This window comes from Gammaproteobacteria bacterium, assembly GCA_013816845.1.
In the GTDB taxonomy this organism is placed as follows: Bacteria; Pseudomonadota; Gammaproteobacteria; order DSM-16500; family DSM-16500; genus Aquicella.
Genome location: JACDDU010000006.1, coordinates 169,349 through 184,807, shown reverse-complemented (window position 1 = coordinate 184,807; position 15,459 = coordinate 169,349). Strand labels below are relative to the sequence as shown.

The 15,459-nt window shown below is 35.7% G+C and carries 13 protein-coding genes; 5 read left to right on the top strand and 8 right to left on the bottom strand.

Annotation, left to right across the window (positions count from 1 at the left end):
- Positions 1 to 219: 219 nt before the first annotated feature.
- Complete coding sequence (locus H0W64_11660; protein ID MBA3662380.1) at positions 220 to 510, top strand: hypothetical protein; 291 nt, start codon at positions 220 to 222, stop codon at positions 508 to 510.
- 185 nt (positions 511 to 695) lie between these two features.
- On the opposite strand, the gene H0W64_11655 is transcribed toward H0W64_11660, so the two are convergent.
- The 4 genes from H0W64_11655 to H0W64_11640 all read right to left on the bottom strand — a co-directional run bounded on the left by H0W64_11655 (position 696) and on the right by H0W64_11640 (position 5,760).
- Complete coding sequence (locus H0W64_11655) at positions 696 to 1,175, bottom strand: hypothetical protein (GenBank protein MBA3662379.1); 480 nt, start codon at positions 1,173 to 1,175, stop codon at positions 696 to 698.
- Between the two features lie 359 nt (positions 1,176 to 1,534).
- Positions 1,535 to 3,424, bottom strand: coding sequence for a hypothetical protein (locus H0W64_11650; GenBank protein MBA3662378.1), 1,890 nt, complete (start codon positions 3,422 to 3,424; stop codon positions 1,535 to 1,537).
- 333 nt (positions 3,425 to 3,757) lie between these two features.
- On the bottom strand, positions 3,758 to 4,672 hold the full coding sequence (locus H0W64_11645) for a hypothetical protein (GenBank protein MBA3662377.1): 915 nt from the start codon (positions 4,670 to 4,672) through the stop codon (positions 3,758 to 3,760).
- A 227-nt stretch (positions 4,673 to 4,899) separates the two neighbouring features.
- Positions 4,900 to 5,760, bottom strand: coding sequence for a LysR family transcriptional regulator (locus H0W64_11640; GenBank protein ID MBA3662376.1), 861 nt, complete (start codon positions 5,758 to 5,760; stop codon positions 4,900 to 4,902).
- Between the two features lie 121 nt (positions 5,761 to 5,881).
- Here H0W64_11640 and H0W64_11635 point away from each other — a divergent pair, with 121 nt between their 5' ends.
- Positions 5,882 to 6,295 carry a DUF4949 domain-containing protein gene (locus tag H0W64_11635; protein MBA3662375.1) on the top strand — a complete coding sequence of 138 codons (414 nt, stop codon included), beginning with the start codon at positions 5,882 to 5,884 and terminating at the stop codon, positions 6,293 to 6,295.
- A 464-nt stretch (positions 6,296 to 6,759) separates the two neighbouring features.
- Here H0W64_11635 and H0W64_11630 read toward each other — a convergent pair whose 3' ends face one another.
- The 3 genes from H0W64_11630 to H0W64_11620 form a co-directional block, all read right to left on the bottom strand.
- Positions 6,760 to 7,737, bottom strand: coding sequence for a hypothetical protein (locus H0W64_11630; protein MBA3662374.1), 978 nt, complete (start codon positions 7,735 to 7,737; stop codon positions 6,760 to 6,762).
- Between the two features lie 449 nt (positions 7,738 to 8,186).
- Positions 8,187 to 8,915, bottom strand: coding sequence for a porin family protein (locus H0W64_11625; protein ID MBA3662373.1), 729 nt, complete (start codon positions 8,913 to 8,915; stop codon positions 8,187 to 8,189).
- 304 nt (positions 8,916 to 9,219) lie between these two features.
- Positions 9,220 to 11,985, bottom strand: a complete 2,766-nt coding sequence (locus H0W64_11620) for a hypothetical protein (protein ID MBA3662372.1) — start codon at positions 11,983 to 11,985, stop codon at positions 9,220 to 9,222.
- A 493-nt stretch (positions 11,986 to 12,478) separates the two neighbouring features.
- On the opposite strand from H0W64_11620, the gene H0W64_11615 reads away from it, so the two are divergent.
- Together H0W64_11615 and H0W64_11610 are read left to right on the top strand one after the other, a co-directional pair.
- A complete protein-coding gene (locus H0W64_11615) occupies positions 12,479 to 12,703 on the top strand; it encodes a ParD-like family protein (protein MBA3662371.1) in 225 nt (74 codons plus the stop codon).
- Between the two features lie 20 nt (positions 12,704 to 12,723).
- Positions 12,724 to 12,981 carry a type II toxin-antitoxin system RelE/ParE family toxin gene (locus H0W64_11610; GenBank protein ID MBA3662370.1) on the top strand — a complete coding sequence of 86 codons (258 nt, stop codon included), beginning with the start codon at positions 12,724 to 12,726 and terminating at the stop codon, positions 12,979 to 12,981.
- A gap of 424 nt (positions 12,982 to 13,405) precedes the next feature.
- Here H0W64_11610 and H0W64_11605 read toward each other — a convergent pair whose 3' ends face one another.
- Entirely contained in the window at positions 13,406 to 14,461 is a 1,056-nt protein-coding gene (locus H0W64_11605) for a hypothetical protein (GenBank protein MBA3662369.1), read from the bottom strand.
- 305 nt (positions 14,462 to 14,766) lie between these two features.
- Between H0W64_11605 and H0W64_11600 the strand changes: the two genes are divergently transcribed.
- Positions 14,767 to 15,327, top strand: a complete 561-nt coding sequence (locus H0W64_11600; GenBank protein ID MBA3662368.1) for a hypothetical protein — start codon at positions 14,767 to 14,769, stop codon at positions 15,325 to 15,327.
- The last annotated feature ends 132 nt before the right edge of the window (positions 15,328 to 15,459 follow it).

Genomic DNA, 15,459 nt, shown 5'->3' with positions numbered 1-15,459 from the left:
GATGGGTTATCTTTTCTAACTCATCAAATAAAGTAAAAAACTGCTGAACTTTCAATAGAATGATTAGTTTCTTAAAAAATCAAGGTCCTCATGGAAGGTCTCTGTGGTTTGGGGCAAAGCTTAAAGTGGTTTAGCTTGGGAACAATGTGTGTTGATGCCTGAAGCGATGTTAAAAGAAATTTCCTATACCTATAAAGGCGATGAAGAGTTAAAAATAAAATGTTTCAAGTCGTCAAGGATCGCCATAATCAATTCAAAGCCGTGCTTTTAGAGATGCCTGAATTTCAAGATTTTATAAATACCATGGGAGATGATGCCATTGTTCACATCATTAAAGAAATAACAATAGAATATAACGCTAAAGTTAAAAATGAGAAGTTACACTACAAGGTTTCAGAAGTGCATGAAAATTATGATGCCTTGAAACTCCAACTTGCTTTCAATGCGTCAGTGGAAGTTGCTAATAAAGATGAGCATGATCAAGCTAAAAATCATAGGCGGGGTGTGTAACGATCATCGAAATCGATTAACCAATTTCTAAGAAATACAACAAATTCTCATAACGATGATCCCACAATAACTCTGAGTTTTGCCATGGATCAACTATTTGCGTGTCTTATGAAGCTTTTTCAAATCCTTGTACTTTGATCAATGGATGTAACCTATTCTCCCATTGATCAAAGAATACAGGATGACTATTTCCTCATCGTTTGCGTGTTAGAAGAATCACTATCATTTTTGCTGGTCTCTGTTGGCAATCTTGGTTGGAGCTTGAGAATACAATGAACATAAATATCGCGTTCCCAACGATTTTTTTCGAGCCCGGCTTTAGCTATTTCAGCAGTTACATGTATGTCAGAATGCGTGCTGTTATTGTTGTCACCTGCTTGACCATTTTGCATAGGATAAGGATTGACGTTGTCGGTGTTAATATCCATATTTGATAGACCAACTTCAACAATCTTGTTTGTTGCTTTCACTCTTAATGGTGGAAGCAAAAAAAATCCGGCTGTTTTTTTGCGTTCCAGATCCGCTAGTATTTTTTTACCCAAAGCTTTATTACATGCCTTTTCCATTCGGAGCTCATTAGGTGAAATATTTCTTTTGGGGCCTACTGGAAGGGGAAGGGGGTCGTTAATATTGTTGTTGTTATCGCCATCGTTATTTCTTTGCATACTTTTAACCTCTGGTAATTATTTTTTGTTGGGATTAAGCTTGTTGTTAGTCGTGGCCATATTAACAATAAAAGATTAATGCAATATTAAATTCAACTTAAATGGAGTTTAATTCAAGTAAATAGCAAACAATTGTTTTCGCTCATGGCTAAACTTTTTTAAACAATTTTTGAATGAATCATGGACGCTTATCATTAACTTATGTGCCAAAACGATGAGCCATATATCCTTTTAAATTGAATAAGATTCATGGATTCGATGGGGCTGACGCATACTCGGGGTTTCGATGATCTTTAAAATGGTACCGGCCGGTGAATATGATGTGTTGCCAGGCTACTGGGGATAAATGATGGTCTTTATCAGCTATTAGAGCGTTTTCGATAATTATTGTTGTTCACCTGATTTGGATCGTTTATTCCGAATTGGGAATCTAATTTAACCCTTATATTTTTTATTTCATCTGCCATCGATTTACCGGGTTTAGAAAAAATTAAGAAACGAGGTAAGTTCTGTTGAATTTTTATTGATGATTCCAAGCTAAAGAGAAGCGGGTGTAAGCTATTATAAATAGCTTTTGATGAAGTAATATTATAATTATTAATACCGGTGTTGAGATGATTTAATTGTTTTTGTAATTCATTCATCACACTATATTTTTTATCATAAACATCTTTGTGTGCATCGGTGCGATGATTTTTCTTTGGATTGTATGGTTTGGCCTGGCCAATGAGATTTTCAATTTCAAGTTTTATGTTTTGAAAATCATCTTTCAATTTTCCAAGCTCTGGTTTATTTTTTAATGCACCTCTAACCGATAATAATAATTGAGAGGCTTGGTTTTGTATTACGTCCTCATCAGGAAGTGGGAAGGCAGCATATAAACCAAAACTATGTTTCATCACGTCCTCTAAATTCGATTTTAATTGTTTTAAATTTTGCAAATTAATATGTTTGAATAAACCTTCATAAGACTGCTCAGCTTGACCAGTCAGAAATAAATCCACAATCAAATTTTTTTCATGATCAGGAATGGTCATCTTATTAGTTAATACATCTATCAAAAGTTTCTTACGTTGTGCAACATCATCAAGTATAGATTTAGCCTCAATAGGCCCATCAACTCCCTTTCTAAAACACTGATAAAATCCATCATTACTTCGCTTTAACTCATATTCATAATGAAAAATCTGCGACTCACTGACTTTATGACTAATCCGTATTAATTGATCGCCATTATTGCTTTTACTGAATCGATAACTGTCGATGGGTTGGTCTTTTAAATCTTTTTCAGCATGATACTCTGAAGTAATTGTTGATAAATTATTCAGACTTTGCTCATAAATTACTTTAGGTAATGTCGCCTCCAACATCTTTGTCATAGTCTCTTCTAATACAATTTTAGCAATATAATCTTCGATGGTGGTGTTAAATTTTGTCTCGATGTTACCGTCATTTTTTAAATGAATATACTGACCATCTTTTATTTCTATTATGATATGAAATATTTCATCTTTTGAAAATTTATAACTCGCTATAAAAATTAATTGCTCAGGCCTAAAACGTTCTGGTTGATTGGTTTCACGAAGTAAATAATCACCAGGGTTTTGTAATCCATATTGCTCACTTTGATTTTCTACATTTGCTCTCGTTACTTTTCCTTGCCAGGATGACTGATCATTACCTCGCAAAAAATTTAAAATCTGGGTAACTTTATCATTGGGATCTCTATTCGATTGGTTATTCCTCGCTTGATTATTATTATTGTTATTGTTGTTACGAGTTGCATTGCCGCCATGGTGAGTAGCAGTATGGGAGGGTGAAGCACTTTTTTGTTGAGGTAAATTGACTTCTAGTCCTATCGTTGTTGTTATATTGTTTGCTATGGTTTCCAAGGAAACAGATAAATCTGCCTCTAATTCTACTGCATAATTTTCAAATCCAGGAATTGCTTCTTCAAGCATAGTCAGGTCAGATGGATATTTGTTTGGATGTGGAGATCTAAGATATTCAATTAATGACTCAATCTCAGTATAAAGTGAGTTTATAGTTTGCCCTAGATCTTTATCTAGGTTTTGGGCTTTATCAGGATGAAAAGCTCTAACTAACCTATTACGAACCATCTTTGGATTATCTTGCATATATATTGCCAGCAACCAGCCCTTTATCCGACGAGTATTTGGATTTTCTCTATTCATTTCATCTTCATACATTTCTTTGAATTTTTTTATGAGCTCATCTTTTACGGGCATAACTACACCTAGTAGATTTGATAATATAAATGAAGTATAGACTGGTTTTCAAATATATTTAAGTAATATAATCAATAGGTTATATTGGAAAGAAGGAAAGATTTTTGGTTAAATCGCCTGATCTGGATGTTCACTCCTCTCATGAGAGGAGTGCTATATTTATACTCGATCTGAGTTTCATTCTTTAATTATCTTTGCAGCTTGTTCTTTAACTCGCCAGTCTTGTGGTTTATAAGGCGGTAAAACAAACAAGCTTAATTCACTAATATTTAGCTAAAAACTCTCTGTCCAACGCTTATTTTCTAAATAAAACCTAGATGTATCCTTTTGGGTTCACCCACGCATTGATTTGGGTTCCAAATAACCCCTTTGATTGTCTGAGTTGTAAGTTAACTTATCATTTTCATTATTGACCGTGAGAGAGTTTTCACTATGGATTTTTTTATTGGTAAATAATGTTGAAGTAAGCAGGTCTTTAAAGTTGATGCTGCCAATATCAATTGATAAGGTATCCAAGTTCGCATTTTTTACATTAACACTTAAATTTTCTGTCAATGGGTGACCATTGAAAAAGGAAGGGTTACTTGAGTCAGTGGTCGCGACACGATTATAAGGTTTAAAAGCGCGTCCTTCTGCATCCACTTGTATAAGAAGCTCACCATGTTCTGATTTCAGATGCGTTAATTCATTCACGCTTTTAAAAGATATATTGGAAAATGCATTTATTTCTGCATAGGCACAAACATCTTTTAAGAATATTTCAGATTTTCTTGAGGTGAGGCGGTCATGTTCACCAACGTTTTTACAATACACAGCGTGCAGTGCTGTGATCTCAGTAAATTCCATAACGTTTCCCGTTCTAACTGAGCCATCAGTCGAGACAATTTTGCAATGTGACCCAACATCTTGGGTTGTAATACTATCACGTGCTTCAAGATTAACGCTCTTTCCCACAGAAGATGTTTCGATTCTAGTCCCGGCTTGAATGTTTGCCTTTTCCCCTATCATTTTTGCAATAACAAAACCTTGTTTAGCTGTTACTGCGCTATTTGCTTCAATATTTCCTTCTACTGTGAGATTAAACAATGCATTGACAACCGCCCCTTCGCCAATGCTTCCCTTTATGACGATAGGATAGTTATAATCCATAAAATTAATGTGTTCACCTGGTTTGATGCCTCTTTTAAAAACTAGCTCTTTAACCAATGCATCTTTTGCAATAATTTCATATTCTTCTTTTCTTAACATAGATCACTCTTAAAATGATTTGCGTGTTATTAATTTTCAAACCGGATTGAAGCTAAGTTTGCCTAATTTTTATCAATACTTTTATTTGACCTATTATACTCACCCCTTTCCCTGATTCAATACCATAATACTAGCCTTAACTTCATCAGGTCAGTTGCTTTGCTCTTTACCTACCCTCAACATTTGAAGGCCCACCGGTTCTGAGTGAATGCTTCATTGACCCTTCATTAAACGAACTTTTGAATTGCTGATATAACTTTTTTTATCGCTTGTATCTCTTTATATTCCTTGCGATAAATTATATATAGTTCATCCACAACAATGGGAGCGTTCGGTATTCGATGTAACGCGGTTGGATAAAGACTTTCAACAAATGAAGAGGGAAGTATGCCAATTCCACAACCCTTTGCGGTTAAATTAGCAATGACTTCGACACTGCTTACATTAAGAATACGCTTGGATTTGAGATGGGCAATTTTACATTTCTGAAAAATTAATTGTGTGTGTCGAAATGTAGGATTACAGATTATGACAGTATCCTTAGAATGAATATTTTGTATTTTTCGTTTCCCTTCCCCAGTCCATAGCGATGTTTCAGTTTGACTAATCTTGCGTATGATTAAATCTGGATGTTGGATAGGATTGATAACAATCCCAATATCAATCATCAAGTTGCTGACTTCATGATTAATGATATTGGATGTTGCGTTATAAATTTCTATATTTAATTCTGGATATTTTTCTAGAAGCTCAAGCAAAATGTTATGTAAAAAAATACCAATAGTGGTGTGACATCCTATTCTTACCTGGCCAGCTATGCGTTGATTTGAAGCAAGTGCTTCTAATTTTGTATTGTGCCAGCATTGTAATAAAGGTTTTATTTGCAATAACATTTTTTTCCCAGCGCGTGTTAGCGTCATTCCCTTTTGGTGACGAATGAAAAGTTCAGCGCCCAGGCTTGCTTCTAAATGTTGTATTGCTCTAGTTAATGCTGGTTGGCTTATACATAAGTTTTTAGCGGCATGTGATAAATTTTTAGTATTCGTTACTTCAAAAAAATAAGTTAACTCTGCTACAGATGGCATCATCAATTTTGCTCCAAGGCAGTGGTTATGCATTTTAGGTATGGTAGTTATCTGAATTGGTTATTTTTCTTTAGCTTGATGGGTGCGTAAGCTAATTAAAATTTTCTCAATAAGGAATCTTTGCATGAAATATAAATTAATAACACTTTCCCTAACTTTATTTTTAACACAGCCAAACTGGGCAGTTGCGCCATCCCCTACAGCATGTCCTGAGGTTACCGCCATTAAAGAAATTGGTGCCAGGAAAGCGGTTAAGTCTTCCATGATGGGTTGGATCGCTTATAATATGAAGCAATCGTATAATACGCCGCAACAATGGACATTCTCAATAGCAGGCATTGACGCTAAAAGTGAAGAGGAGGCTATTACAAAAGCTAATTATGTTATTAGCACACTATCGCTTCAAGAAGGGCCTATAAGGGGGCATAAGCAAAACGAGTGGGGTTGTCTTTATGTCGCAGGATCATACTTTGCTCTTGCTACGACTCCGCCTGATAACAGTCCACCCAGTATGATGCTCTCTCGTTATATACATTAGTAGACAATAGGAGCGGTCTTACCTTAACACGATTCTGCCAGTGCTCGAACATTTTCAAAACTTAGCACGATTATTTCGTGCTAAGTTTTGATTTCCCTTGTTTAATATTGGATTAAAAAGAGATTAGTGGGTTATTTGACCCGCTTAAAAATGAAATTACTTGGACACTAGAAAAAACTATAACCTTACCTACCTTTCCTTGTATCAAAATAATTTAGTCGTGATTGACGTAATGAAATTTAATTTCTATAAACTTTAATAATCGTTTTCAATTTTGAAGATTGGGTGTCGTAAAATAGGTTTGCGCACAAATATCTTTTGGCGATTTTAAATCAATATTGATTTAAGGGCGCTATCTGCAAATTTGAGAATGAATTGTGATGGTTTCGGAGCGATTTTTACTGGTAAAAAATTTAAAAAATAAAGTCACTCATCTATGACCGCTTTGTACACCCCGCACGCCCTTAGAATTTAAGCAGGGGAGAGTCCTGAACTGTATCATTTGCCACGGAATCTTTCGATTCGAATGCTGTTGTTTCATTTTCAATTTCTAATATTCTTTCTTCTGCTTCGGCAAGCGATATATACCCATTACCAAAATCTTCAACAGCGCGTCGTATAAAACCTTGGCGCGATAAAATCTCTAAATAGATAGTCGTACATGCTTTTGCAGCTTCTTGACCTTCTTTGGTGTAACCAGCATTTTCATAAAATGTCGTAAAATTTTGATATTGATATTGATTTTGCCATTGTGAAGAGGAAAGATAGTTTGAAGAGGTCTTCCAAGTTTCGAATGTTTTTGGTGTATGATCATTGAGAATTTTTTCAGCGTATTGTTGCTTTTTTTCAATAATCCCTTCTTTTTTGATCCAACGAAATAATGGATTCAAAGCCTTTAATTCTTGTTGAAAATTTATTTCATTTTGACTTTGTCGCGCTTCACAGTTTTGAAAAAGCTGGTTTAAGTATTTTAAATATTCATTGAGAACATAGGCTTCGTAGTATACTGCATGGTTGGATTTGTAAGTTTCAAATGCTGTATGAAACTTGCGATTTCGTTCATCGCTATAATTTTTATTTAATTGCTCACAAAGGACATTTTTTTTCTTTTTAAGAAGATCTTCAGCTCGCTCGTGCTCTTTATATAAGGTATAAAGCGTATGACGTGTTGTATTATTGTTGTTATTTATTTCAGGCGGATTTTGTGCTTGTTTTAATCTTTTTTCAATAAAAACCAATAGCGTATTCTTTGCTGTATTTAGAGTTTCAAATGCTTCAGATTTTCCACCTTTATCGGGATGAGCTTTTCGTGCTAACTTTCTGTAACTTTGATTAACAAGCGCTTGTAAATTTAATAACGATTCTTTCGTATAAAAACAAAGATCTTCTTCTGTTAATTTTAAGTTTATATTTAAAGCGAATAATGAATCTTGTACGCGCATCTCAATACCTTTAGCATGGTTAAGGCGTGCTAAATATATACAATAATTATAATAATGTCAAATTGATAATCTGAAAAAGAGGGCTCATAAAATCCATCCTAAAGGTGTTTGCCAGACGTTTAAGCCTACGCTCACATTCATACGTTAAAGTGATTGGGAGGTTATGCTGACCGGTCTTAATTATTGTTAGAACTTATGTTGATATTTTTTAATAATTGGGAAAAAGTACCTCATATTGCGACGACCCAACTCTTGCTAAGTGGCACGATTTGACATCTATTCTTGGCCTGTTAAAAACACTTTGAGATCAAGTGTCAACCTTGTACAAGTAAGTAGACCTGGCACCGGTTGACACTTGGCTGCAACACTTTAACTTTGCTTCGATACTATTCCTGAGAGGCTTGCCCTGCACTTGGAATAGAAACTATTAATCAATTTCAATTTAATGCTTACAAGCGATATAACACGCCTAAAGTAAATTGATTATCGGAGGGTTTAGTGGTACTGGTTAAACCTGGAAATGGCGTGGTTGATTTATTGTTGTACCAAATATGATCATACTGCGTGCGCACACTCCAATGATCGCAAACAAGGGTTTCAAGGCCTAAACCAAAATCGAAGCCGCCCAGGGTCGCGCTATGGCTACTTGATATGCTTGGTCCACCACCATTTGCAGCAACGATTGAATTTTGAAAGTAAGTCCAGTCATATCCTAAGCGTAAATAACCTAAGGTTGCCTCATTTAGTTTGATTCCAGGAATTAAAGCAAGACCCAAAGTGCCATCTGCTTTATGTTTGCGTGTAAATGAGTCGCCATCATCATCAGCTCCTCTAGCAAAAACTTGATTCGCACCATTATAATTCCCGAATAATTCAGCGCCTAAATAATAGCTACTATTAAAATATTGACCATAACCTATAAACAATCCACCGAGCCAACCTGTTAAGCTCGCAGTCGTTGAAAAGGTTCCTGCAGGGCTTGATACGGTTTGGCCAACACGAAAAGAATCATATCCTGCTTGCGCTCCCACATAAAAACCGCCATTTGACGTTGCATAAAGCGCGGATTCTTTATAATTAGGTCCGTTGTTAACAACAGTGTTCGCATAACCAACATTAGCAGCAGCTATTGCTAATAACACTGTCATCGATTTCACTGAAAACATTGTACTCTTCATTTTATCCTCCTGATTAAATTAAGATGCAGCTGGTCTCGCACGATCGAGATCCGATAGCTTAGTCGAAAAAACTATTAATTGTTGATGATTTTTCACCTAGGGTCAACCTGTGACAGCTTAGCTTGTCATTTTGGATCTTGATTGTCTATGCACTTTAGTGCTGGCGTGAACTCATTTTACAATTTGCGTCTCGGTTTAAAGCATACAAGATAGAACGTATGCAAGCTGGGAATAATATTTTGACTTCATGCAATGGTTTCATAAAAACTAAAAAAGTGTCAATGAGATATTTATAAGCCTTCTATCATCGGAGTTTAGGTTTAGGGAAATCTACCTTCTGTACTGCTTCGCCAAACTTAATAGCGGCTTTAGGTAATGCAGGTGGTTTCAATAATCCCCACGTTGCTAATCCCGTACCTAGCAAAGAACCACCGGTAAGCATTGCGCCAGCCGTTATTACTGTCGCTACACCGAATCCTGTAACGAAGAAACCTGCAGGAGCCAATGGGCTCAACATAAGGCCAATACCTCCTAGGGTTAATATACTCCCTAAAACGATAACAAGGCCCGCAGTTACTTTTTTCCAGGTTGGAATCTTTTCTGCCTGAAATGCAAGTGAATACAGTTTTGAAACATCGGGTTTTGGCTGCAACGCCCCTTCTTGTGAAGCTTTAAGTTGTGGTCTCTCTCCCTTAAGATGAGCATTCATTTCCATCATAATTTCTGTTGCGAGATTCAATTGGGCATTGGATTCTTTGGAAACACGTTTGAGTTCTTTAACCGTTGCTGCAGCGCCTGGTTTCAACAATTTATCACAGCTCTCACCCTTAAGAGTCACGCATAGTTCGGAGTATGCAATTAAATGCTTTAAGTTATCACGAATTGCCCGCAATTCACTTTTAACAGCATCCGGTGCAACATGATTATCGAGTGTTTTTTCCAAAGCTTTATAAGTTTGTTCAGTTTGTTCAGTTAGAAGATGAGTTAAAGCTAATAAAATTCGCGTGTAGTTATCAACGGCATGAGCAGTTAAGTCTTTATCATCCCGGAATAAAGATTGAAGCTGAGATTGTATAGTCTTAGCGGAGGTTACAATCGATGTTATATAGGGTTTTTCATACTCATCGGCGTTAGAATTCGAATCGTCAGCGGGACCTTGCAGGCGGAGCTTGCTAAAATCATCTGTGCTTCGGGTAAGGTCTTGTGTAGTTTCCTCATATTTTATTAAAGTCCGTGATTTTAATGCAGCAATTCGGAAGTTATTTAGTTGCTGCCCTAAATTCGGATTGTATTTTTCTACGCCCCGCAGAGTCGCAAGAAATTCAGAATCATCGGTTGTTAAACTTTTTAACATATAAAATAACATGACAGACATATCAGTGATTATTTGTGCATCTGTCCCGTCTGTGACTTGAGTTTTAATAGTATTTAATGCTGCAACAAATTCATCCCCTGTATCCATGGCCGCTTCGGCTTGTATTAGCAGATGTTTATAAACACCTAAGCTTAAAGAGGCTAGTGAATCGCCTAGGGCGTGATGCTCTGGGAAATTTTCTTTTATGAAACGAATGTTTTTTAATAAAATAAATAGCGAAGTGTAATCAAGATTTTTACTAACTGTTGTCAACATACTAATTAGGTCAAATAACTTATCAGCCCCGTGTTTTTGTAGGTCACTCTCCTGTGCTGAAATGACTGTTATTAAATCTATAAGTTGTTCTTTAACGGGTGAAGTAGAGGCAGTAATTTCTTTATTAACCGTATTTTTGTGATAAGTGATCGCGCTTGTTACGTAGGATTTAATTATCGTAGTTATATCCTTGTAATTGGAACCTTTTTTCTCAAATTCTTTTGCTAACCATTCTAATCTGCCAACATCATGAGCGGTCAAATTCGATATCATGCTAAGTATTTTTTGAAGAACCTCATTATATAATTTAATTTCAGAGGTTTTCATTTTTTTAGAGGTAGTCTGGTCAATGTCTTTTAAGTATTCAACTAAGGGTTGTAATGCTGCAATGAAAGGGGCCTTAGATATATCTTGTTTAGCATTGTCTATTCTAAACTTGTCAAATGTTTCGGATACAGTCTTCTGAAGCGCCATGAATGCGTTTTTTGCATTTAGGTAGGGTTTAAAATCTTTTGGTGTTAACTGTTCATTGTTATATATTCTGAGCATTAATGGATTTGTAGTTTGTACAGAAATGAGTTCAAAGCCTATTTTACGCTCTTCATTAGCAGAATTTATGCTGCGTTGCTGGTATAGCAGTTTAGTGGGGGCAACAAAAGATCCCGCAATATCACCGTCCCTTACAAGAGGATAGGTGTCTGCATAAACTTCACAGAAAGTAACGTCATCTTTACGATAAATATTGATTATAAACTCAGGCGGTTGTTTTATTATTAGATTATTTGCATCAAGACCAAGGGCAAATGATGGTGGTAGAGAAATTAGGTAAGCTACAGCTTGGTTTTGGCTGGCAAGGAAATCATCAAATCCTTCCTCATTACCATACAGCACACTCCATTGTTCTTTCATAATGTTATATTGGGCTTCCCTGATGAATTGCATTCGCTGATTTTCTAATCCTTCACGCTTTGCCTTTAATTCCTCTACACTTAATCCCTCTAAATTCTTTGGAAGGATAAATTCTTCCTCCACGCTACTTCCTTGTGTTTTCGCAATTGCTTGGCTAACCACCATTTTTTGTCCCTGGAAAACTTGTGCATCTGCAATTGCCTTAAGCATAATTTGATGTTGTTCAGAGGCTTCCAGAGAGTCAAGACCAAAGTGAGACAATCCTTCAATTTTACAATTTCTTGCAACATAGTCTAGCCAAGCTTGATTTATGTATACGTTACGATTTCCTTGTGCAGAGAAGAAATAATCGGCATTTGCACCCATCTCTAAGCCTCTGTTCGAGTACACTTCTTCAGAGTTAGGCAAGAGGCTTCGTTGCTTGTCTTTTTCACGTAGCTCAGCAACTGTGATTGTCTTAGGAGGGGAGCTAAAAGGTTTAATACTGTTTTTGGGCATTGATCTATTTTTCACTTTAACCCCATTTTTCATCTATAAATTATTTATGTACCTTATAAATAGCTTATATCAGCTCGCTTAAAGTAGCCTTAATTGCCAGGTTAAGTAAAAAATTGATTTCCTGATTAGACAAGATGTTAAGGGGTATAACGAACATTTTCTCGCTGATTTATAACGATTATTTTATCTAAAGTCTCTCCGCTTCCATTTTTTAAGTTAGTTTCAGTGATTTAAGCTTATAAAGATGTGAAAAAGAGAGTTGCCTTAGTATTCGTGAGGAATTATTTCTAGCTATAAGTGGTTAAAGAATCGAGGTTCGCTTGAGTGTATATCATTTTTATTGGCACGCAGGTAGGGTGCAAACTCATGCAAGGGGCGGAAAAATATATCTATAATAAAAATCAAAGATATAAGAAATGTTTTTTTCCCATAAGACGGGTTCACATGAAAAAATGGGTATATTGCTAGATTATCAATGTAGCGATATACTACAATTGTCGTACATTATTACTTTAGTAGGTGGTTTATGGGAATTCCCATTAGAATAGATGAGTTCATTTATAATGAAGCCAAAAAGACAGCTCGTGCGGAATGTCGATCTATCCCAGGTCAAATAGAGTTTTGGGCAATGATTGGCAAGTGTGCGCTGGATAACCCAGATTTGCCCATTGATTTTATCAAAGACCTTCTAATCGCAAAACATCAAGATCGATCTATAGCTGAGCCATTCAGCTTTGAGGAAAAAAAGTGACTGAAATTATCGTCAAACAAATGCCAGGGTTTAAAAAAGTTTATAAAAAATTACACGTTAATGAGAAAGAGGCTGTTGGTAGCGCCATTAAAGATATTATAAAAAACCCTAAAATTGGCGAAGAAAAAAAGGGAGATTTAACGGGAATTTTTGTCTACAAATTTAAATTCAAAACCAAAGAATTTCTTTTGGGTTATGAGTGGGATGCAAAACAAAGGTTACTGTTAGCGCTGAGCGTTCATGAAAATTTTTATCGTGATTTAAAGCAAAAATCCTAATTTCAATTACGCTAATTAAAATTCAGTGCATCTTTGCAATCTGAAGAAATATGACCAAAACGGAGGGGTCATTATGGACAAATTTAGAGATGAATATTAAGTTAAAACGTTAAAATTACAAGATTTAGATCAAACGGTAAGGGGAAGTCTTAGATCGTAAAGAAGCTGGACAGGGTAAGGGTTGATACTATACGCAGGGTTATTCGTCCCTCAACGCGCAACATCTAATAGTTAGATGGAAACTTTTAAGAAGCAAGACCAGTGGTACCTAATGAATTACATCCTTGCAGCCCACTTCCTATATACCATACATCATACTTAATGAAAAAATCGAATGCTTCTGGTCATGCTTGAAAACCAGAAGCATACAAAATGCATCATACACATGAATAATCAAGTTACGATGTTGGAAGCACCCCAACAATTATGGCTTACCTTCAGTTCGTCTCGTTGAATCTAAAACATCGACAGGATTTACAAAAGTTCTGACACCAAAATACTTTTCGCGAAGCGAACGACCATCCATAGGAAATCTTCCCATCATTACGATACCAGGTTCCATCGTTGTTTTATTAGTCTGTGTGACACCAAAGAAATATTTATAACCTTGGGATTTTAAGAAATTCATGCGAGTAACATTTTTATTCCAAGGATCACCGAAAGGAAAAATATAATATGAAGTAGGTCCAACAATAACTCCAACTTCTTTCAACCAGCGTTTTTCGGAGTTCTCAAAATTTTGTTCTGTTTGTTCATCTTCGGCCAAATGAAAATAAGAATGAGATGCAAACTGCCATCCCATTCCTTTCAACTTTCGAACAATTTTTTTAGCTTCGATCACTTGAGATGAATAGTTGTGATGAAGTGTTTCATGCGTATTATAACCAAAAATGCCATTGTAACCCGTTAGAGAGATAATACCTCTGGCGTTGTTAAAGGAAAAATCGGGATGTTCCGTAATAAATTTTTCTAAAATTTGAGGTACTTCTTGGTCATCTTGATTTAGCGAAGTCGATTTATTTCTCTTCGTAATGGTTACCAACGTACCTTGTCGATTCACCCAAAATCGATGAATGGTGCCGTGCAATTTCATCTTATTATAGAAATTATAATCATCGAGTGAAAGAACCAAAGGCATCTTTCCTTTGGGTAAGATCAATTCTTTTCTAGTGATAATCAATCGACCTTGTTCATCTTTTCTTTCTTCAAAAAGATCCTTCGGGGAAACAAGTACAAAACCACGTTTATATAATTCAGGAATAATTTTTTTAAATTCTTTCACGGTTACAAACCATTGATCCATATAATCTAAATATTTATTCGTCTGATTAAAAGCGAGTTCTGGATAATTAATTAAAGGGTGAAAGAAAAGATTGTAAATAGGTCCTTGATAAACAACATTCTTTGCCCAGATTTTATTCCCAGAAAAATTAGTTAGAGTAAAAACAAAAAGGAAAATTAGAATAAATTTTTTATTCATGGAAGCCTTCATCTTCAAATATAAGTGAAAAATTGTCGGATAACTCAACTAAAAGCTACGTAAAGCATAGCATCAGCGGTTAAATAGACGAAGATTATACAATGGATGAGATGAAGATTGTTAAAGTAGGCTTAAGGTTAACTTAAGGACATGAACCAACTTGAGTAGGAGGTTACGTGTTGATTTGAGTATAGATCACCATAAATACTTCTTATGGTAACGATAACGGTGAACTAATTGCTAAGTGCTTTCATTCTGAATAAGATCAAAGTCGATTCAAAACTTAATTTAGAAGGACAGGGCGTATGAAGATGAAATACTTTTTACCTTTATTTATTGTTTGTTTTTCCGCTACATCTTATGGCTATACAAGTTCAATTGGATTAAATGAGCACATGAGTCTGAATATTGCGATCGGCGATTATTTTCATAAAGGAATTTACCATATATCATATCCAGGCTCAGATGCATGGCTAGATAATGGAGCATATCATGTCACAAAAAAGATGCCTGCATGCTTAGTTGTCTTAGCGGAATCCCTAGATACCAATCAATTAGTAAAATTTATAAAGGGTTTAGATGTAACTACATTTGGTAATAGAAAACTTTCATTGGAGCAATATAAAGGGACGTTGATATTTGTAGATAGAGACCCATGGAACTCATCCTTTGGAAACACGCCCTATGTCATTCAGCCAAAAGATAATCTAACCTTCGGGCAGTTACTGCAATACGTTGGAGGTACACAGAATAGTAAGGTCTCCATAGAATTTAGCAGAGGATGTGCCGTTTTAGCTAGCCGACCATATTTACCGGAAGCCGCCAATGTTAAAAATTTGTTGTTAGAACCAAAAACAATCTATTAAGATTCTGGTTTTTATGTCAAACCCATTTTTTTATCACTTGAAACTTACTAAATACTGCCGCACGTAAAAAAAATACTTAACTTGATAAATGAATGTATGGGTTCGCGCCCCATGAATGCAAGTTACTTCCTG